This window comes from Chryseobacterium flavum (genome assembly GCF_003385595.1).
Classification (GTDB): domain Bacteria; phylum Bacteroidota; class Bacteroidia; order Flavobacteriales; family Weeksellaceae; genus Chryseobacterium; species Chryseobacterium flavum.
This window is the reverse complement of record NZ_QNUE01000001.1, coordinates 428,870-452,328: the sequence shown is the minus strand read 5'-3', so window position 1 is coordinate 452,328 and position 23,459 is coordinate 428,870. Positions and strand designations below refer to the sequence as shown.

The following is a 23,459-nucleotide window of genomic DNA, read 5'->3' as shown; positions in this document are numbered from 1 at the left end:
TGAAGGATTTGATTTCAGCATGCTATAAAAAATCAGAAACAGAATGATCCTGCTGATTCTGAAATCTGCTGTTTTTGGGTTCCCCAATTCTTTGTTTGCTGTAAATACTGTTATGACCGGAAAGAAGATAAGAAATAACACAGGCAATGGCGACATATACACCACATTCGGCTCCGAACAATTCGATCCCCATCAATATGCAGGCTAAAGGAGTATTGGTTGCTCCGGCGAAGACCGCAACAAATCCCATCCCTGCCAGTAATCCGAAAGGAAGAGGAATAAACAGGGATAAGGCACTTCCCAGTGTAGCTCCGATAAAGAATAAAGGAGTTACTTCCCCTCCTTTAAATCCTGCAGAAAGTGTAATGATTGTAAAAATCATTTTTAATGCAAAATCATAAAACGGAAGTTGGCTTTCAAAAGATTCTGCAATAACAGGAATTCCCAAACCGATATAACGGGTCGTGTCCAAGATAAGAACAGCAATGGCAATAATAATTCCTCCGGCAACAGGGCGGAAAGGCGGATATTTGATTCTGGATTTAAAGACAGAACCAGCCCAATGAATAATTCTGCTGAATGTGGCTGCGCATATTCCAAAAATAATTCCTGCTGAAATACTGTATAAAATGGGTAAAAAGTCTAATTTGGGAATAAAATCAATATGATAATGCGTATGCTTCACATTCCAGATGTTAGTGGTCAAATCCGCAAATATCGCTGAAGCAAAAGCCGGAAAAATAGCATTATATCGGATTCTTCCGATAAGAAATACTTCTAATCCAAAAACAGCGCCTGCCAGGGGAGTACCGAAAACAGAACCAAAGCCTGCAGCAATAGCGGCTATGATCAGTACCTTTCTATCATTCCGGGTAAGTTTAAAAGGCCTGGTTAGTTGATCTGCAATTGCCCCTGCCATCTGAAGAGCTGTTCCCTCACGTCCTGCTGATCCTCCAAAAAGATGGGTAGCAACGGTACCCAGATAAACAAAAGGAGCCATTTTCAAAGGAATGATTTCGTTAGGATTATGGATGTTATCAATCAAAAGATTATTACCTGCTTCAACATCTTTTCCCCAATAATGATATAAAAGCCCGATAAGGAAACCTGCAACGGGAAGCAATGTGATCATCCAGATATGACTTTCCCTGAATTGAGTGACCCATTCCAGGGATACCAGAAAGCCTGCTGAAGCTGTTCCTGCCAGTAGCCCAATAATAATGCTGATAAAAAGCCATTTAAAAATATAGGGCAGAGCCGGAAATCTTCTGAAGAAAAAATGGATGTGAAAAGTTGCTTTTTTACTAAGAGTCCGTTGGCTTTTTGACATGATAATCCTGATTAGTTATTGGTTAATAATCTGTTAATCAGGCGTCATCAGCTTTTTAAAGCGGTTGGGTAAGGAAGAACACCATTTCCTTTGATATTGCAAATATAAAAATAAGAATTTGTTTTTCAAAAAAATTGACAAGGTTGAGTTCTGCTTCATCTACAGAGATATTATTTACAATTATAGGTTAATTCCCATTATTATGTGCTACTTTGGATAGCGAATAGCCTTGTCAATTTCCACAGGATTATTGTATTTTCTGATCACTTCCTGCATGCTTTTAGTCTGTGTATTCAATTCCTCTACATTCTGGATTTCTTTTCCGTTGATATTGATCCTTAAATTAGTATTTGCTTTACTGAAATTATTTCTTTCAAAGGCAAACGGGTCATTATAGAACTCCATGATTAGTTTATACTTTTGTTTTTCATTAATGGGAATTGCTTTATTTCCAAAGCTGGATTCAACAAAATTTTCAGTAGAGTAAACTTCAGGCAGTTCCCTGCTTTTTATGAGATGGTAAATAAAATTGTTTTTAGCATCAGACAATTCAAAAATCAGTCCTGGAAGGCCACGGAACTTAAAAGGCCCTTCATTAAAAGGAATTTCTTTTGAGAACCATGCAGTCCAGCTCCGGCCGCCAAATTTGGCAGAGGCTTTTTGTACAGTATAATTCTCAATTTTTTTTGTTTCATCAGAAATGGTCCAGTTTATTTTATCTGTTGTTTTAATTGAATAATATCCGTTTTTGATATTAATAAAATTTTCATTTTCAGAAGAATTGATCTTTCTCTTTACCACTTGTCCGGACATATCTGTATAACTGGAATTCATTCCGAACTTTTGGTTTAAAGAATCGGTGACCGCCAGATCCTGTCCATAGAATTTTACTTCTGTTGGGGTAATATCCAGAATCATGTTTTGTTTCTCATAATGGTTCTCTGTAGAATCCATTTTATACTGTAGAGCATAAATAAAGCGGTGCGTTTGCGCCTGAATCAGATGGATCATCAGTAACGCAGAAATGGTCAGAATAATTTTCATGATTTATGGATGGTGTTATAATCTTGATTTCCTGTTGACAATACTTCATTTTATCAATACAAAACGGTTTTGATTACAAAGATTGATCTCACCTTTTAAGCTTTCAATTTTAAAATCCTATATTATAAAAAAGGTTTCATTTCATCTTCAATCTGTGTTCTCAGTTCCATCAGGCGTTTGGCATACTGTTCAAGTTGTTTTTCTTCTTCTGTGGTAGGAGTCCATTTTGGAACCGGTAATTTTTTTCCGTTTTCGTCTACAGCTACAAAAACAATAATGCAGTGTGTTTTTTTATCAAAGTTTGGCTGTTTCAGGTTTCTTGAAAAGACATTGATTGCAATGTGCATACTTGAAGTTCCCGTATAGATAACCTGTGCGTCTACTTTTACCACTTCTCCTATTTTTATAGGATCGTAAAAACGAATGCCACCGACGTACACTGTTACAGAATAGTTTCCACTCCAGGTAGTAGCACATGCATAGCCGGCCTGGTCAATCCATTTCATAACACTTCCGCCATGTACATTTCCTCCATAATTAACATCTGAAGGTTCTGAAATAAACTGAAAGGTAATAGGTTTGTTCTGCATCTTTATAAAATTTGAATAAAGTTATTTAATAATTTCCAAAGTTTTAGATTAAATCCTACTTTTGAAACGAAATTGAAATGGAAAAAAATTTTAATAATAACAGATTAAAAAATAATAATGAAGAAAGTCTTTTATCTTAACACATGTGATACCTGCAGAAAAATCTTAGCACAATTTGATCTTACCGGTTGGGAGCTCAGAGAAATAAAAAAAGAGCCTGTTACCAAAGAGGAGTTGTCAGAGATGTATAAAAAAACAAAGTCTTATGAGGCATTATTCAGTAAGAAATCTACCCAGATCAAATTAAGAGGGCTGGATGTAAAATCCCTGACAGAAAAAGATTTCAAGGCCTTGTTGCTGGATCATTATACTTTCTTAAAGAGACCTGTTTTTCTTACGGATAAGGAAATATTTGTAGGAAATGATAAAAAGAATGTAGAAGAACTTAAACAATTTTTTGGAATTAATTAGCTGATTTATAATAGATTGGTTTTTAAAAATTTATTTTTCTCTTTATCTTTGTTTTAACCAAAAAAAGAATAATATGAAAACAAACTTTTTAAAAACGAAAAATCTGAACAGAACAACATTGAAAAAAATTAATGGAGGACTTGCTTTCTTAAACCCTTGAAGAGACTGGGAGACAGTCTCTTTTTTGTTATCTTTCAATTATATAAATTCTTTATGGAAGAGATCCGGAATTATTTTGAAAAATCTGTAGTTATGTCTGATCGGGATTGGGAAAGGTTTTCTTCGAAACTCGAACAGCAGAAGTTTTCAAAGAAACAATATCTTATTAACACCGGGCAAAAAGAAAATTATCTTTCCTTTATTGAAAAGGGAAGTGTAAGGTTTTATATCCCCGGAGAAGAAGATTTTACATTTTCATTTTCTTTTGCCGGTGAGTTTGTGAGTGCCTACGATTCTTTTCTTACCAGAAACCCATGCAATTATCAGATTCAGGCTCTTGAAGATACTGTACTTTGGCGCATTTCGCATCAGGATCTTAACATAATTTATGATGAAACGGAAATAGGAGACAGGATCGGAAGATTAGCCAGCGAAAAACTTTATCTTAGTAATTTCAGAAGAGAACTATCTTTGCTGACCCAAACGGCTGAAGAACGATACCTTGCCTTATTTTCAGAACAGCCGGATCTTTTAAAAAATATTCCTTTGAAATATATAGCTTCCTATATTGGCATTACCCCACAAGCTCTCAGCAGGATAAGACGCAGAATTTCTTAACCCGGGTTCATTGTTTTGTAAAAGTTAATGGCAGAATTTTGTAAAAAAAAGAAATGCCTGAAGCTATTTTACCCATTGTCCTGATCATCTCTATGGTCACTTTTAAGCTGTTACGTAAAAAGTACGAGTATGCTCTTTCAGCACGGATTGCTATGGCGGTGATGCTTGTAGCCGCCGGAATTGCCCACTTTGTATATGCTCAGGGAATGACCCTGATGATCCCTAAATTTATACCCGTTAGAAAAGAGATTGTTTATATTACAGGGATTCTGGAAATCACAGGAGCAATTGTTTTACTGATACCGGGATGGCAAAAAACTGCCGGATGGTTACTGATTTTGTTTTTTATTCTGATACTTCCTGCCAATATTCATGCTGCTGTTGAACATATCAATATGAAAACTGCTGATTTTACGGGAAATGGTCCCTGGTATTTATGGTACAGAATTCCTCTGCAGCTATTTTTTATTGGCTGGATTTATTTTTCATGCATCCGGCTTCCAGACAGATTGAAATAAATGAAAAAACGGATGCCTGAGTAAGACATCCGTTTTCAGATATTTTTGAATCATTATACAAAAGGAGCTTTAACTACTTTTGCAGGAATATTTTTGTTTCTGACCTGAATAAAAATTTCAGAACCTAATTTAAAATGAGGCTTGTCTACATAGGCAAGTCCCAGACCGATTTTTTTCATCGGAGACTGTGTTCCTGAAGTTACTTTTCCAATTACATTACCCTCAGCATCTACAACCGGGTAATCATGTCTTGGAACTCCTTTATCCTGAAGTTCAAAACCTACCAGTTTTCTGTTGACACCTTCTTCTTTTTGTTTTGCGAAGACTTCTTTGGAAACAAAATCTTTATCAAACTTTGTAATCCATCCTAAACCGGCTTCGATTGGAGAAGTAGTATCATCAATATCATTTCCGTACAGGCAGAATCCCTTTTCCAGCCTTAAAGTATCTCTGGCAGCCAGCCCGCAAGGAATGATTCCTTCGGCTTCACCAGCTTTCATTACTTCATCCCACAGTTTTTCCGCACTCTCGTTTCTGAAATAAATCTCAAAACCTCCGCTTCCTGTGTATCCTGTATTGGAAATGATCACATCATCCACTCCGGCAACGCTTCCTACTGTAAAATGATAGTATGGAATTTCAGAAAGATTAACATCAGTAAGTTTCTGAAGAATTTCTGTTGCTTTAGGCCCCTGAACTGCCAATAACGACATTTCATCAGAAGCATTAGTCATTTTAGCCCCGAAACTGTTATATTTTGAAATATGGTTCCAGTCTTTTTCAATATTTGAAGCATTTACAACTACAAAATACTTATCATCATCCATTTTGTAAACAATAAGGTCATCCACAATCCCTCCATTTTCATTCGGAAGGCATGAGTATTGTGCTTTTCCGTTTTCAAGGGTGTCTACATTATTGGTAGTTACGAATTGTAGAAGATCTTTTGAACCGGGACCTTCGATAAAAAATTGTCCCATGTGGGAAACATCGAACAATCCTGCTTTTTCTCTTACTGCAAAATGCTCTTCAGTTACTCCTGAATATTGTACAGGCATTTCAAAACCTGCAAAAGGTACGATTTTCGCTCCTAAAGAAACATGTTTGTCGTACAAGGCTGTTTTCTTCATATTTAATTTTTATTTCTTTATTTTAAAACTGTTGAAAGTCTCTTTAAAAAGGGTCATATAGTTTCCATTCCAGAACTTCTGACCACAATTGATGGTAACCAGATACAGATCTTTTTCCTTCTGAAAAGCTCTGGTAATCCAGAACAGCTTTTCTTTTTCATCAAAATATTCGTAAAAATATTCGGTATATCCTTTTTTACCTTTATTTTCTTTGACCTTGTTCTCAGGATCATCCGACTTGTAAAGGGCCAGGATGAATTTTTTCATTTCTCCTTTTGGAAGATTCAGATCATGGTATTCTGAAATCGTAATGGCGCCGATCTCATTGGTTGGAAAAATATTGATAATCTCACTATCATTAGTAGATCTCCAGTTTTCCGGAATGTTAATTGAATAGTTCGGACTGTCATAAGCTTTGGCTTTCTGGGCAAAAAAGAAGATCCCGGAAAAAATTGCCAGAACAAGCACTACTTTTTTCATCTTTAAAAATGATGTTTATATTCCTCAAGAATGATTTTGAACCATTTTGTAAAATTTTCAGGAGATTCAGCTATTTCTTTGTCAAGATTCTCAGGAGATATGAATCTTACTTCTTCCACTTCTTCCGGATTTAAGTTGAAATCCGATTCATGGAATCCGATGAATACATGATCAAGCTCGTGTTCCCAAAGCCCTCCGCCAACATCTGCCTTATAAATAAAGCTGAATTTTTCTGAAAGTTCAGCTTCTATACCAAGTTCTTCTTTCAATCTGCGTTTTGCGCCCTCCATGTAGGTTTCCCCTTCTCTGGGGTGAGAACATACGGCATTGGTCCACTGGTTTGGAGAATGATATTTTCCTGAAGCTCTTTTCTGAAGAAGCATTTCTCCCTTATTATTGAACAGAAATACAGAAAAAGCACGATGCAGCAAACCATTGATGTGTGCCTGCTGTTTTTCCATCAGACCTAAAACTTCATCTTCAGGATTTACTAAAACTACTAATTCTTCCATTTCTACAAATGTAAGTGTAATAAATGTATTTTGGAAATTTTTAGATAAACATCATGTATTTACCGCAAAATTAGCAGGAAACATGGTTTAGATGCTGTGATAAAATCGTTAGGCATCAATAAGTTAAAAACGAATTTTTTTAACCTTTAACCACAAAAAAGCAAACGAATTATTTATGTTATTCATTAAATACATGTTTTTGTAGTAAAATTTTAATATAAATGAAGATTAATAGGTCTGATAGTTGTAAAAACGCTAACTTTGCTGCTTAATGATTACTGATGGAATTAGAATACATTGAACACATAAGTCCTGTTCTTAAGGATGGAGTAAAAAATTACTTAATTGATATAGACGGAACCATTACAGAGGACGTTCCTAATGAAGAGCCTGAAAGAATGGTTACCTGTGAGCCATATCCTGATGCATTGGAAACCATTAATAAATGGTATGATGAAGGACATCAGATTTGTTTTTTTACTTCAAGGACCGAAAACCTGAAACAAATTACAATCGACTGGCTGGATAAGCATGGCTTCAAGTACCATAGTGTACTCTGCGGAAAGCCAAGGGGAGGAAACTATCACTGGATAGATAACCACTTGGTAAGAGCTACCAGATATAAAGGTAAATTCACTGATCTGGTAGAGAAGCAGGTAACGATTGAAGTATTCAAAGACGAAGAATAAAGATATAATCTAAAGATTTAAAGATTAAACGGAATGTTAACTCCCTTAATTTTTAAATCTTTCATTTTTTAATATAGTTGTATTTATGAAAGTTTTAGCAAACGACGGCCTGGATCAATCCGGAATTGATGCATTAACAGAAAAAGGCTTTGAAGTTATTACAACAAAAGTTCCGCAGGAATTTTTGGTGGATTACATTAATGAACATAAAATCCGGACCTTGCTGGTGAGGAGTGCCACACAGGTAAGGAAAGATATTATTGATCATTGCCCGTCCCTTGAAATTATTGGAAGAGGAGGAGTTGGTATGGATAATATTGATGTAGATTATGCAAGGGAAAAAGGAATACATGTAATCAATACACCTTCGGCTTCCTCAGAATCAGTTGCTGAGCTTGTTTTTGCCCATTTATTTTCAGGCGCAAGATTTCTTCAGGATTCCAATAGAAAAATGCCTTTAAAAGGAGATACAGAATTTGCAAATCTTAAAAAAGCCTATGCAGCAGGTATCGAATTGAGAGGAAAAACAATCGGGATCATTGGTATGGGAAGAATAGGTCAGGAAGTTGCAAGAATAGCACTTGGTCTCGGTATGAGAGTAATAGCTGCCGATAATAATGTGGGGAGAGCCAGTATTAAAGTTAAATTTTATAACAATCAATTTATCAATGTTGATATTGAAACCGAACCATTACAGGATGTTTTAAAACATTCGGATTTCATTACTCTTCACGTACCGGCTCAAAAAGACGGATATATGATTGGTAAGAATGAGTTTGATATAATGAAGGATGGGGTTGCAATCGTTAACTGCTCCAGAGGTGGAGTTATTGATGAAGCAGCTTTAATAGATGCTTTGGACTCAGGAAAAGTGAAGTTCGCAGGTTTGGATGTTTTCATTAACGAACCGACTCCTTCCAGAGAAATCCTTAACCATTCTAAAATATCCCTTACTCCTCATACAGGAGCTTCAACCTTGGAAGCGCAGGATCGTATCGGGCTTTCTTTGGCTGAACAGATTTCAAGCATTTTACAGATTCAGTAACCAAAATGAAAATAACAACAAAAAGCACCTGCTGAAGGTGCTTTTTTTATTTAAAATGATTATTTTGTTACAAATTATTTTTGTTTTTCAACAGATCTCGGATTTCAGCTAATAATTTCTGATCTTCTGTAGGACCTGCAGGAGCCGGATCTTCTTTTTTGTTAATTCTGTTGGCTCCTTTAATGATCCAGAATAAAACCATAGCAATACACAGGAAGCTGATGACAGCTGAAAGAAAGTTCCCATAGGCAACACCATTCCAGGTAAGTTTTGCGATATTTTCTGCTCCGGCTGCTTTCAATGCCGGGTTTAAAATCAGAGGAGTAATGACATCTTCAACCAATGAGGAAACAATTTTACCAAAAGCTGCGCCAATGATTACACCAACAGCCAGATCAAGAACGTTACCTTTGAAGGCAAACTCTTTAAATTCTTTAACAAATCCCATAATTTATATTTTTTTAAAGTATTTACACAAAAATATAATTAAAAAATGTAAAAAACACTACTTTTAATTGTTTTTATTCCACTAAGAATTAATTTTTCACTTTACATTTTTAGGTAAAAAGTACTTTCTTTCTATCTGACTGACATCATGTTTATTTATAAAAGAGTACTTTATGAATGGGAAATCTTTTGTAATTTGCCTTAAAAAGTTAATCGATCTATGAAAATTTTCACTGCGGAACAAATAAAGAACTGGGACCGGTTTACAATTTCCCATGAACCGGTTTCTTCTATTCAGTTGATGGAAAGAGCGGCTTCGGCAGTGGCCGGCTGGATTTCTGAAAACTGTAAAAATTATAAAAGACTGGTTGTAGTTTGCGGGAATGGTAATAATGGAGGTGATGGTCTTGCCATTGCAAGAATTCTGTATCTGAAAGGTTTTGATGTTGACGTTTTTATATCAGATCCAAAAGGCAAGTTTTCAGCCGATGCAGCAGTAAATTTGAAAAGACTGCGTGATATTTCAGGAATCTCTGTCAGAAGATTTAATGATATCGCTGAATATAACTTTGATGATAAAACTGTTATCCTCGATGCTCTTTTCGGTACCGGCTTGTCAAAACCTCTGGAAGGTGAATACAGGTTGCTTGTTGAACAGATAAATGCCACAAAAAATATAAAAATTTCGATAGATATTCCTTCCGGTATGTTTGCAGATAGGCTTCCGGAAAGTGATGCTGTTATTCTGAAAGCAGATTATACTTTGAGTTTTCAGTGCTGGAAAAGAAGTTTTTTACATTCCGAAGCCGGTAAATATACCGGGAAGGTGGAAGTTCTTGATATCAGCTTGCATCATGGATATCTTGAAGAAACTCCTACCCGGTATTTTGTGATTGATGATGAGGTTGTTGAAGGTATTTTCAGGCCCAGACAGGAATTTTCTCATAAAGGAGATTATGGGAAAGTTGGTATGATAGGTGGCAGCTATGGAAAGATCGGAGCTATTGTTCTTGCCACCAGATCAGCACTAAAGACCGGAGCCGGGCTTACTTTTACATTGGCTCCTGCATGTGGTTATGAAATAATACAGACCACTTGTCCGGAAGCGATGTTTATTAAAGGAGGAACGGAGTATGTAAACAATTTCGGAATAGATAAAGACCTGATTTGTGGAATTGGTCCTGGTCTGGGGACCCATCCCGATACAGAAAAAAAATTGCTGGAATTTCTGAAAAGTTATTCCGGTCCGGTAGTCCTGGATGCTGATGCTCTCAATATCATTTCAAAAAATAAAAAAAATATTGAAAGGATTCCGGAAAAATCAATCATTACTCCGCATCCCAAAGAATTTGAACGGTTATTTGGACGTACCGGAAACTCATTTGAAAGATTAGAGCTGGCAAAAGAAAAAGCAAAGCTTTTTCATATTTATATTGTTCTGAAAGATCATCACAGCCAAATTGTTACCCCAGAGGGAAACGTATTCTATAATGTAAATGGAAATGCCGGTCTTGCCAAAGGAGGGAGTGGAGATATCCTGACCGGAATACTGGCCTCATTGCTGGCACAGCGATATACAGAAGAGGAAACATGTCTTTTAGGAGTGTGGCTTCATGGAAAAGCTGCTGATTTTGCCGCCCGGAAGCATTCAAAAGAATCTATGCTTCCTACAGATGTGATTGATGAGCTGGGTAATGTTTTTAAAGAATTAAATAAAGAAGTGAAAAGTTTCTAGTATAAATAATACTCTAAGCTTGATGTAACAAAAAAGAGGTGATCTCAAAACGAGATCACCTCTTTTTTTGTCAGTATTTTCATCTGTTTCTATTCAGGTTTACCATTTTCAGCTTCGGTAATTTTGAATTTTTTAGAGATGATCATAATGATAACCCCTGCAATCATAAATGGAATAGACAATACCTGTCCGGTATTTAAGCTGCCGATTTGAATAAACTCATCCCCCTGAGGCTCTTTCAGGAATTCAACAAAGAACCTGATTGCCCAGAGAATAATGAAAAATAAACCAAATAACCATCCTTGCTGGTATTTTTTATTTGTTTTTCTATATAGAATCCAAAGCAGAATGAATAATGCAACATATCCTACAGCTTCAAAAAGCTGACTTGGGTAACGCGGAACAGTAAGACCATATTCGCTGCTTTGCTGCGGGAAAAGTAAAGCAAACGGAGAGTTGGAGTCTGCAGGTTTCCCTACAATTTCAGAATTGAAAAAATTTCCCATTCTTACAAAAGCTCCCCCTAAAGCAACAACAATACCCAATCTGTCATACACCCAGAATGGATTTTTTTTAATGATCCTGAATGAATAATAAAGTGTTGTAAGGATCAATGCAATCGTTGCTCCGTGGCTGGCCAATCCTGAAAACCCTGTGAATTTTAAACCATTTTTTGTGCTGATCGGTAAAAATACACTCCAGAAATCTTCTTTAAAAAGTTCCGGTTGGTAAAATATGACGTGTCCCAGTCTGGCACCAAGGATTGTACCTATTAATGTCCATGTGAAAAGAGGCTCAAGGTATTTTTGATTTACATTGTCGATTTTGAAAATTCTGGTCATTAAAATATATCCGAAACCAAATGCAAATACAAACATTAAGCTATAGAAATGTAATGTAACTGGGCCTAACTTGATCCCTTTGGAAGGATCCCAGATTTTAAAAGGAGTTTCAAGTTCTACTTTGTCAGAAGACGCAATAGGTTTGTCAGATTTTACAGCATATTTGAACTGTGAAATATTGTCTCTGGTAGCAGGCGAATCGATTAATTTAAAATCTTTATCGAAAAACTGATATTTAAACTCTTTGAACCGGGCTAAAGTGGCTATACTGTAATTGTAGTAAGCAGGTTCAAAATTTGATTCATTAAGAATAACCAGAACATTATCCTTGATGCCCCGATCCGGAAATGCATTAAGATCCCCGATTTCTGTGGTGGAATAAATTTTTACAGGAACATTGTTTCCGTTGACCTCTAAAGTTCCGTCAGATAAACCTCCGGGGTACTCCTGTGCAAAAAGGCATTGTGCGACAAACGCAAACATTACGAGGTAAATTCGGAAAAAGATATTACTCATGTGTATTGATTTAATAGTTTGTTAGTGATTTTTATGTTTAGGAGGAACAGGGTCATATCCGTTTCCTCCCCAGGGGTGACATCTTAAAATTCTTTTAAATCCCATCCAAAGTCCCTTGAAAATCCCATGAACCTGCAGGGCCTCTACCATATAATGAGAGCAGGTAGGTTCATAACGGCAGTTTTTAGGAAGTAACGGCGAGATGAACCACTGGTAAAATTTTATCAAAATTACCAATGGAAATGTAATGATTTTATTGAATGTAGGTCTCAAAACAATGCAAAAATAGGGTAAAAAAATTAAAATTAGTTTAATTTTGTTAGAAGTTTCAGTGATCTGAAACCAGAAGTATTGACCTTAAAAATAGAATTACCTTGAACCAGAATATTCCATTAGCCGAAAAATTAAGACCCAAAAACCTGGACGAAGTTCTGGGGCAGGAACATCTTACAGGTGACAAAGGAACGATCCGGAAAATGATCGAAAATAATACCCTGAATTCCCTGATTTTTTGGGGGCCTCCGGGAACAGGAAAAACAACCCTGGCAGAAATAATTTCTGAAAAATCGGGCAGAAAGTTTTATAAATTATCGGCCGTTTCTTCAGGAGTAAAGGATGTACGTGATGTAATTGAAGATGCCAAGAAACAGAATTTGTTTTCAGGTAAATCACCCATTTTATTTATTGATGAGATTCACCGTTTCAATAAATCCCAACAAGATTCATTATTGCATGCTGTAGAAAAAGGATGGATTGTTTTGATAGGTGCTACAACCGAAAATCCAAGTTTTGAGGTAGTGTCAGCTCTGCTTTCAAGAAGTCAGGTTTATATTTTGAAAGCATTGAGCTATGAAAAGCTGGAAGAACTTATTGATATTGCTTCCGAAAGGTATAATAAAGATGAAGGAACAGATTTTAAAATTAATGAAAAAGAAGCTCTGATTCAGTATTCGGGTGGAGATGCAAGGAAGCTGATAAACTCTGTTGAGCTGGTTTTAAATCAATATAAAAACTCGGCAGTCAAAGAAATTACTAATGCTAATGTGCTTGAGATTCTACAGGAAACAATGGCTCTTTATGATAAAAACGGGGAGCAGCATTATGATATCATTTCTGCTTTTATTAAATCCATGCGTGGAAGTGATCCTAATGGGGCCGTTTATTGGCTGGCAAGAATGATTGCAGGTGGTGAAGATATTAAATTCATTGCCAGAAGGATGCTTATTCTTGCAGCAGAAGATATCGGGCTGGCCAATCCCAATGCATTGGTAATAGCTAATAATTGCTTTCAGGCAGTGAATGTGATAGGGAATCCCGAAGCAAGAATTATATTGAGTGAAACGGCGGTGTATCTTGCAGTGTCTCCTAAGAGTAACTCTACCTATATGGCTATTAATGAAGCGTTGGCTTTAGTAAAGAAAACAGGAAATTTACCGGTTCCGCTTCATCTTAGGAATGCTCCAACCAAGTTGATGAAAGATCTGGATTATGGTAAAGAATATAAATATGCTCATTCGTATGAAGGGAACTTTATTGATCAGGATTTTTTACCGGAAGAAATCAAAGATGTGAAGCTGTATGAACCAGGTAATAATTCTACAGAAAAGAAAATTTATGAAGAGCTTAAAAAAAAGTGGAATAATAAATATTAAAATAAAAAAAGATACTGCTGCAGTATCTTTTTTTATCAGGTTATATTTTATCTGGTAGTTGAGATATAGAGTGTCTTCCTACCATTATAATCTTTTACTTCAGTTCTTACCAGAATGTCTCCGAATACTACTATGCTGGTATCAGGAAATTCGTAGCCTTCAATCAATACCGGAGTGTCCTTTGGGATATCATGCTGTGCATTTAGCGATGCTAAAGATATCTTATCCAGATCATTGCCGTTTTTGATCTTATACTCAGTGATACCATTTGTCAATACAGAACTGTATTTTTTTAAGTTCTGCGGAAGATTCGCTGAAGTATATGATTTTGAACTCTGTACAATGCTTTTTCTCATATTAAACATATCTACTGTCCCGATAATATCATTGGCAACAGCAAACTTTATGGCTGAATTTTTTTGTGCAAATAATGTTGCGGATGACAGGAGTAAAAAAGAGTAGAATATTTTTTTCATAATCAGAATATGTAACTATTAAAAACGTGATAAATATAGTTATTTTTTGTAAAATGTGAATGAAAATTCAAAATGTTTTACATTTTATTTATAAATAAAGTGTTTAGTCAGGAGGTGTTTGTGTTTCCCCATCGTTTTGATCCTTTTTGTCAACCATATTTTTGATAATATTTTTAAGGCGTTGAAAGGTAAATGAACTCAATAATAAAATAACCCCTAATATAATAAATGCAATAACCCTTGAAATATTATCCATTTGCCATACATCATGAGCATAAAGTTTCAGAACCATAATGCCAATAAGTGCAAAGCCGGTTTTACTGTATTCTGTAATATTCTTTTTTAAACCTGTATACATGAAAATACTGGCCAGTATCGTCCAGATAATCGGTAAATACAGAATATTAAAATGTTCTCTGATTTTATATGAATGTGGAGTGTCCTGAGCAAAAACCAAAAGATATGAATGATGTAATCCACAGCTAACCACGATGACGCCGGTCAATGCAAGTACCCAATAGGAAATTTTTGTTCTATGAAAATCCGAAGACGGGATTACCCGGACATATAAATAAATAAAAGGGATCCACTGAAAAAAATGAAGCAGATAAAAACCAGTATGAAGCTTTTTTGCTAAAATAGCGGTTACTACTGATAACACTGAAACAGAGGAATTGATGCCCAGTAGAAAAAGAAAAAAGTAAATAAAAATGTTCTGAAATACAGGAGGTAGATCCATCTTTTTTCTTAATAATAAAAGAATAAAAATGTAATAGATGCTAAACATCAGTCCTACATGTATGAGCGCTTCCCACGGCATGCCGGAAATATGGTAAGTCAGCTCAGAAAGTAATGCGATATAAATAATGCCATAGCTGGCAATTGTGATAGATCCTTCTGCAAAATTATTGTTTTGTCTTGATTCTCTATGTGTGCTCTTCAGTAAAAATAAATTGGTAATTGTTGAAATAACTGTGACCAGGCTTGTTAAAAATACAGGATTAAATATAATATTCAGTTTTTTCTCATTGAAATATTCAGTCCATGTAATAATCTGTGCTGTTATTAACAGTGGAAAGAGAAGGTAAAAGCAGTTCTTAAAGATAGTATGACCGGTCTTTTTCCATATAAAAAGAAGTAATGTGGCTTCTATGGCCCATACACTGGTAATCAGATGGGCTTTAAACTGAATGGCAAAAGCTATTGTAATTAAGCTTACAGTTATTCCGGTAAAAACAGAATAGGGGATTCCAAAGTTTTTCTCCATGTTTTCTCTGAAAAAAAAGATGGCATTAACCAAGGCAAAAATGATCGGGAAAATAATAACAGGTTCATGCTCTAGTTCATTAAATATATATACAGGACCAACAATACCTGAGAAATTGATCATTGCAAGCATTAAAATACTAAAGACTGCGAGTGTATTTTTTTTGAAATAATCCTGAAGTGCAAAAATGTAAAATATTATATAGCTGATCATGTAAAATACAATGGTTAAAAGCTCAGGCTTTTCTGTACTCCAGTAAAATAAATAAAGGCTCGTGAGAATAAAAGCGGTCCATCCGATGTTTTTCCAATTCCGCAGGTATGCTGCAACGAGCATTCCTGTATTTAACAGACTGAGATAAATAAAAAGAAAAGGATAATTGCTTTGTCCTGTACTGATCATTAAAGGAGCGGCAAATCCTCCTAATAATGAGAAAATCATCAGCACTTCGCTTTTGTAATAATAAGAAAGGATAATGGAAACCGCAGTAATTACAGAAGTGATGAGAAAGGCTGTGTTCTGTGTAAAAAGATGATATTCTCTGAAGGCAATAGTAGCAGTGAAATATAAAACAGCAATTCCTCCTCCTGTAATAATTGAAGCAAAGACAGCATAATTTTTTCGTAAAAAGTGTCCGGTAAGAATAATCCCGGCTCCGGTACAAAGCCCTATCCCGGCTCTGGCTGTTTCTCCTATCCAGTTTTTATCAATAGCATACTTGACAAAGTATCCGATTCCGAGAACAAGAGTGAAAATTCCAATAATAGTAAGCACATTTTGTTTTAAAAAATCAAAAACAGGACTCATCCATTCTTTCTGATCAGATGCAGGAAGAGTTTCATGAGATACGGGAATCTGTTCCTCTTTGTTGTAAGGTGTATCAATCGGTGTTTGTGATGGCAGGCTGTTTTTATCAGACTGTGTTTTCCCCCTGAAAGTTTCTGTATCTGTAATCTTTCCGATTTTAGCATTCAGATCTGATACTTCTTTTTCAAGTTTTCTGATTTTAGCATTCAGATTATTGAAAATAAGAACAATGACAATGATCAATATGATAACGAGATACTCATTCATTTCATAGTTTTTATCAAATATAGCCAAAAATTAATCCATCACAATTCAGTGATGGATCAACCGTATAAATAACTAACAATATGTTTTTACTAATTAGATATCTTGTAAATGTAGAATGAAGCAACACTGGATCCTAATAAACCTACGTCCAATGCTGTTGATCCGACAAGTCCAAATGAAACTTTGTCTCCTGCCTGGAAGGAATAGACTGAATTAAGAGAACTTTCGGAAATCGTTAAACTTAATAGGATCAGGTTCGCTCCACTGAACGGACGGCTGTCTATAGTAGTAGCTACACCAGCTCTTGTTCTTACAATACCAACTCCCGGATTATTGGCTAACAATGAAGCCTGGAGACCGGTTCCGTAACGGAATGTAAAGCCTACAGCATAAACGCCTGTGGATGGAATTATGTAGGTATTATCTGTGTCGCTGAATAAACTGGCAGACCCTATAGTTCTTTCTGCTGCTAAGAAGTTAACAGCTCTGAATCCAGAAGGAAAAAGCCCAAGGCTCAAAAGGCTGATTCCAGCAGTCTTCTTTGCAGCATATACTGATGAATTGGTATTGGCAGCTGCATAAATTAGCAGTGGATCAATTGTAGATACTTCTGAGTTGGCACTATTGATACCAAGAACCTGGTAGCCAGTTAATGCCGGGGCTGCAGGGGTAGTACGGATTTTTGTATTTCCGTTTACGTCTAAAGTTGCACTTGGGGTTGCCGTATTGATCCCAACTTGGGAAAATAAGGGTAGGGTTGCACAAGCTAAAAGTAAGCTGTAGATTTTAGTTTTCATGATCGAATTTTTTTAATTAGTTTCTTGTTTTGAGGGACAAAGCAATGAGAATTGCCGGTTTGTGAATTACATAAGTTTAATATTAAATGGTTGTTTATTTATTAAACATATGTTTGTATTTTTTTGTACATTGTTTCATAATTTGGTTACGTTTTGTGATTTTTTAATTGATGAATCAAATTTAATAAAAATTATGTTAAATCTCCTCGTTTTGAATTGTTAAATTTTTAAATATTAACAATTTTATCATATTTTAAGTGTTTATATTCTGTAAATCAATGTTTTATAAATTTTGTAAAATAAAAAAACACTGCCATAAAGGCAGTGTTTTTGTCGGATATCTGATAAAATTGCTAACTTTCCAAAAGAAATTCTTTGTAAGTACCTAAGAAATCTACTTCAGCATTGATGGATTCAAGTTCCTTCAGTGCATTTCCATGTAAAATTTCCTGCCATTCACCTACCACATTGATGAAGAAGAAGTAATTTCCCAATCCTGTTTTTAACGTTCTGGATTCTATCTTGCTAAGATTCATCTTTCTCCATGCAAAAACTGACAGTACCTGATGTAATCCTCCCGGATGATCTTCAGGAAGAGTAATCAGCATTCCGGATTTTTCACCTAAAACATCAAGCCCGTTATTATGATAGGTGTTCTGTTCTTTAGATATAACAATAAACCGGGTGTGATTCTGCTCAAAATCCTGAATATTGCGGTTAATAATCTTTAAGCCATATAAATTGGCTGCAAACTGATTTGCAACGGCTGCAATCGGTAGCTCTTTATTTTCAGAAACATATTTTGCAGCAGCTGCAGTAGACGAAAAATCCTGTTTAGCAATTGTTTTATAATGATTATCCAAAAAATGGAAACTCTGGGCTAACGCCTGTGGGTGCGAATATATTTTTTCAATATTTTCTATTGTGCTTTCCGGATGAATCATCAGGTGATGTGCAATAGGCATTACTGCTTCTGCTTCTATTTTAATAGATGGAGTTTTATACAAATAATCCAGCGTCATTGAAACGGTCCCTTCTATAGAATTTTCAAGAGGTACCACAGCTTTGATAGTTTCTCCGGTTTCTACTGCATTAAAACAATCTAAAATACTGGCTTGTGGTAAAAGCTCATCTTCCGGAAAAAGCTGAGCAGCCGCAAGCTGGGTAAAACTGGCATGAGGCCCCAAAAATGCAATCTTCATAAATGTTGAGATAAAAATATTGTTGAACTGAACTGCAAAGGTGCAAATTATTCAGATATAAAACACCTTTGGGATTGAGGTTTAACAACTGAAAATAAAGTAAAAATAGTCTTCAGGCCTTATTCTTCCCAGTTTGCCAGAATTAGTTTCATCAGTACATCCGGACATTTGATTATTTTATTGGTTTTGGCATCTAAAAAGAAGAGTGTGGTAGAGGCTTCAGTTATTTTAATATGTTCTTCATTGTAAATTTCATATTCGAATTCAATTCTCACTCCCGGAATTTTTTTTATATAGGTATGAATTTCTAATTTTTGATCATATAAGGCAGGTCTGATGTACTTGATTTTATACTCCGAAACAGGTAGCCAAATTCCTTGGTTTTCAATTTCATTGTATGACATTCCGATGCTTCTGAAGAGTTCAACCCTTCCTATTTCGAAGTACTCGGCATAGTTGCCGTAGTAAACATATTTCATAGGGTCTGTTTCTCCGTAACGTACTCGTATTGAGTGTGTTGTATGTATCATTTTATGTGTTAAATTATACATACAAATATATTTTTAAATAATCAATACCTGCAATATTTTTTTTTAAAAAGAAAATATTGGACCTTTGTCGTCCTTCTAAAAAACATTACTAACAAACAACTAATCGGGGCCCAAATATGGATGAAAATTTAATGATGATATGGCAGAGGTGTCTTCAGTTTATGCGTGACAATTTAAACGCGGCTGAGGATGATTCTGATTTGAAAAAGCTTGAGAAATCTTTCGACCTGTTATTTGATAAAGTTCAACCGCTTTCGCTGGTTGATAACAACCTTACATTAATTGTGCCCAGTGACTTCTATAAAGAATATATAGAAGATAATTATTTATCACTTCTTTCTGCAGCCCTGAAAAAAAATATCGGAAAAGGAGTGAAATTATGGTATTCAGTAATGGAAAACAGACCCAGTGGTGTAGAGAAACCTGTTACCATGAATATGAAGGGGAAAAGTGTTCCGACTCCAAAAGTGCAGGAAACGATGCCACAAGGATTTTCTTCAAATATTGTAAACCCTTTTGTGGTTCCCGGAATTAAAAAGGTAAATATAGATTCCAATCTTAAGGCAGATTTCTCTTTTGATAATTATGTGGAGGGAGAGAGTAACAAATTTGCGGCTACTGTAGCCAGATCAATTGCCAAAAGACCGGGAGCAACAGCTTTCAATCCTTTGTTCCTTTATGGAGGCTATGGAGTAGGAAAGACACACCTGGGACAGGCGGTAGGACTTGAAGTAAAAAACCAGTTTCCTGATAAAGTTGTTCTTTACCTGTCATCAGAGAAATTTATCCAGCAATTTATTTCTGCGGCAAAAGCTCATAAGCAGACTGAATTTGCCAATTTCTACCAGATGGTAGATGTATTGATCATTGATGATATTCAGTTCTTATCAGGAAAGTCAGCGACACAGGATAGCTTCTTCCATATTTTTGATCATCTGCATCAGAACGGAAAGCAGATTATCCTGACTTCTGATAAAGCTCCGGCTGATATTATGGATATTCAGGACAGAATTGTTTCCCGTTTCAAATGGGGACTGTCTGCCGAAATTAAATCTCCGGATTTAACAACCCGTAAGAGAATTATTGAAAATAAATTAAGCAGAGACGGAATTGTTCTTCCTGACGATATGCTGGAATTCCTTGCTTCTGAAGCTAAAACCAATGTTAGGGAGCTGATCGGGATTATTAACTCCGTAATTGCTTATTCTACAATTTATAAAACGGATCTGAGCTTAGAGTTGTTAAAAGAAACGATCAACAGGATTGCTGCCAACCAGAAGAAAGTGATCAATATCCCTTACATTCAGGAAGTGGTTTGCGATTATTTCGGAATCAAAAAAGAACAGCTTTTATCCAAAACAAGAAAAAGAGAAATTGCCCTTCCGAGACAGCTGGCAATGTATTTCTCAAAAGAATTCACCAATTCTACCTTTAGCAAAATTGGGGAAGAAATGGGAGGTAAAGACCATTCTACTGTAATGTATGCCTGCGATACTATTAAAGACGTGTCAAAAATAGACAAAGAAGTTAAAAAGTACGTGAAGGATCTTACAGAAAGAATTAAACAATAGAAAATAATAATTTAGTTGAAATAATAAAAATGGAGAATAGCTTTATTCTTCATTTTTTATTTAGATTTGTTAATATAAGACTGATCAAAGAGCATATGAAAATATTAATGGTTTGTTTGGGGAATATATGCAGGAGCCCGTTAGCCGAAGACATTATGAAAACCAAAGTCCCTGATGATTTTGTTGTAGATTCAGCCGGAACAATTTCTCTGCATGAAGGTGAGCATCCTGATAAGAGAGCAGTGAGAACTGCTGCAAACCATGATATAGATATCTCCCAACAAAGATCCAGACCAATCACCAGAAATGATTTTGAAACATTTGATAAGATTTATTGTATGGATATTGATGTATATGAAGATGTTATTTCCAAAGCTGAAAATGAGCAGCAACGTCAGAAGATATCATTGTTTTTAGAAGCTTCCGGAGATCATAGAAATGCAGAGGTTCCCGACCCCTATTGGGGTGATATGAAAGACTTTGAGAAAGTTTTCCAATTATTGGAAAAAGGCTGTGAAGTCATTGCTGACCGTTTAAAGACCCATAATTTATAACTTAACCCATTATAATCCTTATCCATGCTTTTTTTACTACCCGCTTATTTATCAGAAAACACCCCTGTAACTCATTTTTCGCCTGTCCTGAGGGATTATATTATGCAGACGGATTATTTTTTTGTAGAGAATGAAAAAACAGCAAGAAAGGTTGTTAAATTTTTTGCTCCTGACAAAAAGCAGGCCGATCTGAAGTTATTTCTGTTAGATAAATACACGGAAAGTGCAGATATCAAAGAGGCTCAGGAACTGATGCTTAAAGGACAGGACTTCGGGCTGTTATCAGAAGCAGGTCTTCCCTGTATTGCCGATCCCGGAAACCTGATCGTAAAATGGTGCCATGAAAAAAATATCAGGGTGATTCCGGTTTCAGGGCCTTCTTCTATTATTTTAGCTTTGATTTCCAGTGGATTTAACGGACAGGAATTTACTTTTCACGGATATCTTCCTATTGATAAAGGTGAAAAAAAGAAGCAGATTCTATATCTGGAAAGCCTTGTCCAGAAAACGGGCTATTCCCAGATATTTATGGAAACCCCTTACAGAAATAACCAACTATTTGATGATCTGGTGAAATTTTTATCACCCAATACCAGATTATGTATTGCTGCCAATATCAATGATCCGGAACATGAGTTTATTAAAACCAAAACAATAAAGGAGTGGCAGAAGCAAAAGCCTGAACTTCATAAAATTCCTGCAGTATTCGTACTTGGAAAATAAATAACAGTATTTGTTTAAAAATACATTTAACACCTGTTAACGTGCTATTTGCACCATTCTTGTTTTTTACAGTACATAACCTTAAAAAAATAAATCATGTCTGATAAAAAATTAGCAGGAATATGGATTGATACGGAGAAAGCTATTGTTGCAAAAAATCATGATGCACAAAATGTTTCTGAATTTTATCTGTGTAAACCTGTAAAAGCTGAAATACAGCATGGTAATTCCAGTGAAAATGCAGGAAACAATGCTGAAATCACAAACAGGAATAAGTTTTTTAAAGAAGTTGAACATTTATTGACCAATACCCAGGAACTCTACATTACAGGTCCTGGTGTTACACAGGAAGAACTAAAACATTTTCTTCACGATACGGCACAGTTCAGAGATCTGAAAGTTACACTAGGAACCTCTCAGCAAATGTCTGAGGAAAAAGTTTTGGAAACCATTAAAGATCATTTTAAGATTTAAATGAATGATAATGCAGTAAGAATCCGGACATCCGCAAATGCCCGGATTTTTATATAAAATTATTTGAAGTCTGTTTTATGTTTAAGCTTTCTTTTTGTGCGACTTCCATTTCCTCCATAGAAAAACAATAAATGGAATTAACAAAAAGAAAGGCCACAGGGAGATCATACCAAGTAAAAAGCTTACAAAGCTGTTCCAGCCTTCTGTGAGGGAATCAATAAATCTGCTTCCAAAGCCTATTTTGGAAGTTGCTGAACTTCTTATTTTTTCTTTGTATAAGCTTAATTGTAATGTACTGTAATTTACCCGGTCATCAATAAAGCGGAGCCTGCCTTCAGCAACGTCAATCTCATCTTCCAGTTCACGGATATTCTCCTGGATTTCTAAAATGTCTTTTGTAGTGGCGGCACTCTTAAGCATATCACGATATTTTTCCAGATAAATTTTTTTATTGGCCAGTTTTATGGAAACATCAGTATATTCTTCAGTGACATCATTGGATGAAATGTTTTTTGAAAGAACCGACCCAATCCCATCTGAAAATGAATTAATGAGCGCATCAAAATTTTTATGCGGAACCCGGATTGTCAGATTCAGATTATCATCCATATCTGTATTTTGAAATTGTTCTTTCTCAATGTAAGCCTGATTCTTTTTTATGATATCATTGACCTGATTCTGTGCTTTTTTGATTTCTCCCACCTGAATTCGCATTTCCCCGTTTTTAATTATTTTTCTGGAAATGGTATCGGTATTTTTTTGTGCCCTTATAGCTGATGTTGAAGATATTTTTGAAACTTCGGCCGGAGGTGGAGGTAACTCATTTTTAGATGCAATAGCTTCCATCAGGTCAGCATTTAGCGGTTGTTTATCAGCTCCCGGGTTACTGCAATTAATAAAAACAAGAAAGAATAGAGGTAAAATTAATTTTCCCATGAATAGTTTTTTTAAGTATTAGCAAAAAGTATGCTTGAAATGTTTTAAAATTTGGA

The 23,459-nt window shown here is 35.5% G+C and carries 26 protein-coding genes and 1 riboswitch; of the genes, 11 read left to right on the top strand and 15 right to left on the bottom strand.

Annotation, left to right across the window (positions count from 1 at the left end):
- Window positions 1–22 precede the first annotated feature (22 nt).
- The 3 genes from DRF59_RS01965 to DRF59_RS01955 all read right to left on the bottom strand — a co-directional run bounded on the left by DRF59_RS01965 (window position 23) and on the right by DRF59_RS01955 (window position 2,964).
- Complete coding sequence (locus tag DRF59_RS01965; protein WP_185144893.1) at window positions 23–1,330, bottom strand: voltage-gated chloride channel family protein; 1,308 nt, start codon at window positions 1,328–1,330, stop codon at window positions 23–25.
- A gap of 31 nt (window positions 1,331–1,361) precedes the next feature.
- A riboswitch (Fluoride riboswitch) is annotated at window positions 1,362–1,428 on the bottom strand.
- Window positions 1,429–1,537: 109 nt separating this feature from the next.
- The gene (locus tag DRF59_RS01960) at window positions 1,538–2,374 is read right to left on the bottom strand and encodes a GLPGLI family protein (RefSeq protein ID WP_115956609.1); all 837 of its coding nucleotides are present in this window, start codon (window positions 2,372–2,374) and stop codon (window positions 1,538–1,540) included.
- Between the two features lie 122 nt (window positions 2,375–2,496).
- Window positions 2,497–2,964, bottom strand: a complete 468-nt coding sequence (locus DRF59_RS01955) for an acyl-CoA thioesterase (RefSeq protein ID WP_115956608.1) — start codon at window positions 2,962–2,964, stop codon at window positions 2,497–2,499.
- A 117-nt stretch (window positions 2,965–3,081) separates the two neighbouring features.
- Between DRF59_RS01955 and DRF59_RS01950 the strand changes: the two genes are divergently transcribed.
- The 3 genes from DRF59_RS01950 (at window position 3,082) to DRF59_RS01940 (ending at window position 4,730) form a co-directional block, all read left to right on the top strand.
- On the top strand, window positions 3,082–3,435 hold the full coding sequence (locus DRF59_RS01950) for an arsenate reductase family protein (protein ID WP_115956607.1): 354 nt from the start codon (window positions 3,082–3,084) through the stop codon (window positions 3,433–3,435).
- A 213-nt stretch (window positions 3,436–3,648) separates the two neighbouring features.
- A complete protein-coding gene (locus tag DRF59_RS01945; protein ID WP_115956606.1) occupies window positions 3,649–4,212 on the top strand; it encodes a Crp/Fnr family transcriptional regulator in 564 nt (187 codons plus the stop codon).
- 53 nt (window positions 4,213–4,265) lie between these two features.
- Window positions 4,266–4,730, top strand: coding sequence for a DoxX family protein (locus DRF59_RS01940; RefSeq protein WP_115956605.1), 465 nt, complete (start codon window positions 4,266–4,268; stop codon window positions 4,728–4,730).
- Between the two features lie 53 nt (window positions 4,731–4,783).
- Here the strand turns inward: DRF59_RS01940 and gcvT are convergent, their stop codons facing one another.
- The 3 genes from gcvT to idi are packed head-to-tail and all read right to left on the bottom strand — an operon-like array spanning window position 4,784 to window position 6,852.
- Window positions 4,784–5,860 (bottom strand): glycine cleavage system aminomethyltransferase GcvT, encoded by a 1,077-nt coding sequence (gcvT, locus tag DRF59_RS01935; protein WP_115956604.1) that lies wholly within the window; start codon window positions 5,858–5,860, stop codon window positions 4,784–4,786.
- Window positions 5,861–5,869: 9 nt separating this feature from the next.
- Window positions 5,870–6,340, bottom strand: a complete 471-nt coding sequence (locus tag DRF59_RS01930) for a hypothetical protein (protein WP_115956603.1) — start codon at window positions 6,338–6,340, stop codon at window positions 5,870–5,872.
- A 2-nt stretch (window positions 6,341–6,342) separates the two neighbouring features.
- Entirely contained in the window at window positions 6,343–6,852 is a 510-nt protein-coding gene (gene idi, locus DRF59_RS01925) for an isopentenyl-diphosphate Delta-isomerase (RefSeq protein WP_115956602.1), read from the bottom strand.
- Window positions 6,853–7,133: 281 nt separating this feature from the next.
- On the opposite strand from idi, the gene DRF59_RS01920 reads away from it, so the two are divergent.
- Both DRF59_RS01920 and DRF59_RS01915 read left to right on the top strand, forming a co-directional pair.
- Window positions 7,134–7,541 carry an LNS2 domain-containing protein gene (locus tag DRF59_RS01920; protein WP_115956601.1) on the top strand — a complete coding sequence of 136 codons (408 nt, stop codon included), beginning with the start codon at window positions 7,134–7,136 and terminating at the stop codon, window positions 7,539–7,541.
- A gap of 85 nt (window positions 7,542–7,626) precedes the next feature.
- Window positions 7,627–8,586, top strand: coding sequence for a D-2-hydroxyacid dehydrogenase (locus DRF59_RS01915; protein WP_115956600.1), 960 nt, complete (start codon window positions 7,627–7,629; stop codon window positions 8,584–8,586).
- Window positions 8,587–8,653: 67 nt separating this feature from the next.
- Here DRF59_RS01915 and mscL read toward each other — a convergent pair whose 3' ends face one another.
- Window positions 8,654–9,034 (bottom strand): large conductance mechanosensitive channel protein MscL, encoded by a 381-nt coding sequence (gene mscL / locus DRF59_RS01910; protein ID WP_115956599.1) that lies wholly within the window; start codon window positions 9,032–9,034, stop codon window positions 8,654–8,656.
- A gap of 219 nt (window positions 9,035–9,253) precedes the next feature.
- On the opposite strand from mscL, the gene DRF59_RS01905 reads away from it, so the two are divergent.
- Window positions 9,254–10,768, top strand: coding sequence for an NAD(P)H-hydrate dehydratase (locus DRF59_RS01905; protein ID WP_115956598.1), 1,515 nt, complete (start codon window positions 9,254–9,256; stop codon window positions 10,766–10,768).
- Between the two features lie 89 nt (window positions 10,769–10,857).
- On the opposite strand, the gene lgt is transcribed toward DRF59_RS01905, so the two are convergent.
- Window positions 10,858–11,706: a prolipoprotein diacylglyceryl transferase gene (gene lgt, locus DRF59_RS21065; protein ID WP_262510598.1), complete on the bottom strand. Its 849-nt coding sequence runs from the start codon at window positions 11,704–11,706 to the stop codon at window positions 10,858–10,860.
- 441 nt (window positions 11,707–12,147) lie between these two features.
- Entirely contained in the window at window positions 12,148–12,399 is a 252-nt protein-coding gene (gene yidD / locus DRF59_RS01895; RefSeq protein WP_115956596.1) for a membrane protein insertion efficiency factor YidD, read from the bottom strand.
- Window positions 12,400–12,500: 101 nt separating this feature from the next.
- Here yidD and DRF59_RS01890 point away from each other — a divergent pair, with 101 nt between their 5' ends.
- On the top strand, window positions 12,501–13,778 hold the full coding sequence (locus DRF59_RS01890; protein ID WP_115956595.1) for a replication-associated recombination protein A: 1,278 nt from the start codon (window positions 12,501–12,503) through the stop codon (window positions 13,776–13,778).
- Between the two features lie 47 nt (window positions 13,779–13,825).
- On the opposite strand, the gene DRF59_RS01885 is transcribed toward DRF59_RS01890, so the two are convergent.
- The 5 genes from DRF59_RS01885 to DRF59_RS01865 form a co-directional block, all read right to left on the bottom strand.
- Complete coding sequence (locus DRF59_RS01885) at window positions 13,826–14,254, bottom strand: hypothetical protein (RefSeq protein ID WP_115956594.1); 429 nt, start codon at window positions 14,252–14,254, stop codon at window positions 13,826–13,828.
- Window positions 14,255–14,357: 103 nt separating this feature from the next.
- A complete protein-coding gene (locus DRF59_RS01880; protein ID WP_115956593.1) occupies window positions 14,358–16,595 on the bottom strand; it encodes a DUF2339 domain-containing protein in 2,238 nt (745 codons plus the stop codon).
- Window positions 16,596–16,684: 89 nt separating this feature from the next.
- On the bottom strand, window positions 16,685–17,392 hold the full coding sequence (locus tag DRF59_RS01875; protein ID WP_115956592.1) for a hypothetical protein: 708 nt from the start codon (window positions 17,390–17,392) through the stop codon (window positions 16,685–16,687).
- A gap of 353 nt (window positions 17,393–17,745) precedes the next feature.
- Window positions 17,746–18,594, bottom strand: coding sequence for a prephenate dehydratase (pheA, locus tag DRF59_RS01870; RefSeq protein WP_115956591.1), 849 nt, complete (start codon window positions 18,592–18,594; stop codon window positions 17,746–17,748).
- 119 nt (window positions 18,595–18,713) lie between these two features.
- On the bottom strand, window positions 18,714–19,124 hold the full coding sequence (locus tag DRF59_RS01865) for an acyl-CoA thioesterase (protein ID WP_115956590.1): 411 nt from the start codon (window positions 19,122–19,124) through the stop codon (window positions 18,714–18,716).
- A gap of 137 nt (window positions 19,125–19,261) precedes the next feature.
- On the opposite strand from DRF59_RS01865, the gene dnaA reads away from it, so the two are divergent.
- From dnaA to DRF59_RS01845, 4 genes are all read left to right on the top strand, one after another.
- Window positions 19,262–20,716, top strand: a complete 1,455-nt coding sequence (gene dnaA, locus DRF59_RS01860; RefSeq protein WP_115956589.1) for a chromosomal replication initiator protein DnaA — start codon at window positions 19,262–19,264, stop codon at window positions 20,714–20,716.
- A 95-nt stretch (window positions 20,717–20,811) separates the two neighbouring features.
- Window positions 20,812–21,270, top strand: a complete 459-nt coding sequence (locus DRF59_RS01855; protein ID WP_115956588.1) for a low molecular weight protein-tyrosine-phosphatase — start codon at window positions 20,812–20,814, stop codon at window positions 21,268–21,270.
- A 24-nt stretch (window positions 21,271–21,294) separates the two neighbouring features.
- The gene (locus tag DRF59_RS01850; RefSeq protein WP_115956587.1) at window positions 21,295–21,993 is read left to right on the top strand and encodes an SAM-dependent methyltransferase; all 699 of its coding nucleotides are present in this window, start codon (window positions 21,295–21,297) and stop codon (window positions 21,991–21,993) included.
- Between the two features lie 96 nt (window positions 21,994–22,089).
- Window positions 22,090–22,467: a hypothetical protein gene (locus DRF59_RS01845; protein ID WP_115956586.1), complete on the top strand. Its 378-nt coding sequence runs from the start codon at window positions 22,090–22,092 to the stop codon at window positions 22,465–22,467.
- Window positions 22,468–22,548: 81 nt separating this feature from the next.
- On the opposite strand, the gene DRF59_RS01840 is transcribed toward DRF59_RS01845, so the two are convergent.
- The gene (locus tag DRF59_RS01840; RefSeq protein ID WP_115956585.1) at window positions 22,549–23,403 is read right to left on the bottom strand and encodes a DUF4349 domain-containing protein; all 855 of its coding nucleotides are present in this window, start codon (window positions 23,401–23,403) and stop codon (window positions 22,549–22,551) included.
- Window positions 23,404–23,459 lie beyond the last annotated feature (56 nt).

Bases quoted from the DNA above. Each gene is read 5' to 3' on its own strand.
- DRF59_RS01965 (WP_185144893.1), bottom strand. From the start codon at position 1,330: ATGTCAAAAAGCCAACGGACTCTTAGTAAAAAAGCAACTTTTCACATC.
- DRF59_RS01960 (WP_115956609.1), bottom strand. From the start codon at position 2,374: ATGAAAATTATTCTGACCATTTCTGCGTTACTGATGATCCATCTGATT.
- DRF59_RS01955 (WP_115956608.1), bottom strand. From the start codon at position 2,964: ATGCAGAACAAACCTATTACCTTTCAGTTTATTTCAGAACCTTCAGAT.
- DRF59_RS01950 (WP_115956607.1), top strand. From the start codon at position 3,082: ATGAAGAAAGTCTTTTATCTTAACACATGTGATACCTGCAGAAAAATC.
- DRF59_RS01945 (WP_115956606.1), top strand. From the start codon at position 3,649: ATGGAAGAGATCCGGAATTATTTTGAAAAATCTGTAGTTATGTCTGAT.
- DRF59_RS01940 (WP_115956605.1), top strand. From the start codon at position 4,266: ATGCCTGAAGCTATTTTACCCATTGTCCTGATCATCTCTATGGTCACT.
- gcvT (WP_115956604.1), bottom strand. From the start codon at position 5,860: ATGAAGAAAACAGCCTTGTACGACAAACATGTTTCTTTAGGAGCGAAA.
- DRF59_RS01930 (WP_115956603.1), bottom strand. From the start codon at position 6,340: ATGAAAAAAGTAGTGCTTGTTCTGGCAATTTTTTCCGGGATCTTCTTT.
- idi (WP_115956602.1), bottom strand. From the start codon at position 6,852: ATGGAAGAATTAGTAGTTTTAGTAAATCCTGAAGATGAAGTTTTAGGT.
- DRF59_RS01920 (WP_115956601.1), top strand. From the start codon at position 7,134: ATGGAATTAGAATACATTGAACACATAAGTCCTGTTCTTAAGGATGGA.
- DRF59_RS01915 (WP_115956600.1), top strand. From the start codon at position 7,627: ATGAAAGTTTTAGCAAACGACGGCCTGGATCAATCCGGAATTGATGCA.
- mscL (WP_115956599.1), bottom strand. From the start codon at position 9,034: ATGGGATTTGTTAAAGAATTTAAAGAGTTTGCCTTCAAAGGTAACGTT.
- DRF59_RS01905 (WP_115956598.1), top strand. From the start codon at position 9,254: ATGAAAATTTTCACTGCGGAACAAATAAAGAACTGGGACCGGTTTACA.
- DRF59_RS01885 (WP_115956594.1), bottom strand. From the start codon at position 14,254: ATGAAAAAAATATTCTACTCTTTTTTACTCCTGTCATCCGCAACATTA.
- DRF59_RS01880 (WP_115956593.1), bottom strand. From the start codon at position 16,595: ATGAATGAGTATCTCGTTATCATATTGATCATTGTCATTGTTCTTATT.
- DRF59_RS01875 (WP_115956592.1), bottom strand. From the start codon at position 17,392: ATGAAAACTAAAATCTACAGCTTACTTTTAGCTTGTGCAACCCTACCC.
- pheA (WP_115956591.1), bottom strand. From the start codon at position 18,594: ATGAAGATTGCATTTTTGGGGCCTCATGCCAGTTTTACCCAGCTTGCG.
- DRF59_RS01865 (WP_115956590.1), bottom strand. From the start codon at position 19,124: ATGATACATACAACACACTCAATACGAGTACGTTACGGAGAAACAGAC.
- dnaA (WP_115956589.1), top strand. From the start codon at position 19,262: ATGGATGAAAATTTAATGATGATATGGCAGAGGTGTCTTCAGTTTATG.
- DRF59_RS01855 (WP_115956588.1), top strand. From the start codon at position 20,812: ATGAAAATATTAATGGTTTGTTTGGGGAATATATGCAGGAGCCCGTTA.
- DRF59_RS01850 (WP_115956587.1), top strand. From the start codon at position 21,295: ATGCTTTTTTTACTACCCGCTTATTTATCAGAAAACACCCCTGTAACT.
- DRF59_RS01845 (WP_115956586.1), top strand. From the start codon at position 22,090: ATGTCTGATAAAAAATTAGCAGGAATATGGATTGATACGGAGAAAGCT.
- DRF59_RS01840 (WP_115956585.1), bottom strand. From the start codon at position 23,403: ATGGGAAAATTAATTTTACCTCTATTCTTTCTTGTTTTTATTAATTGC.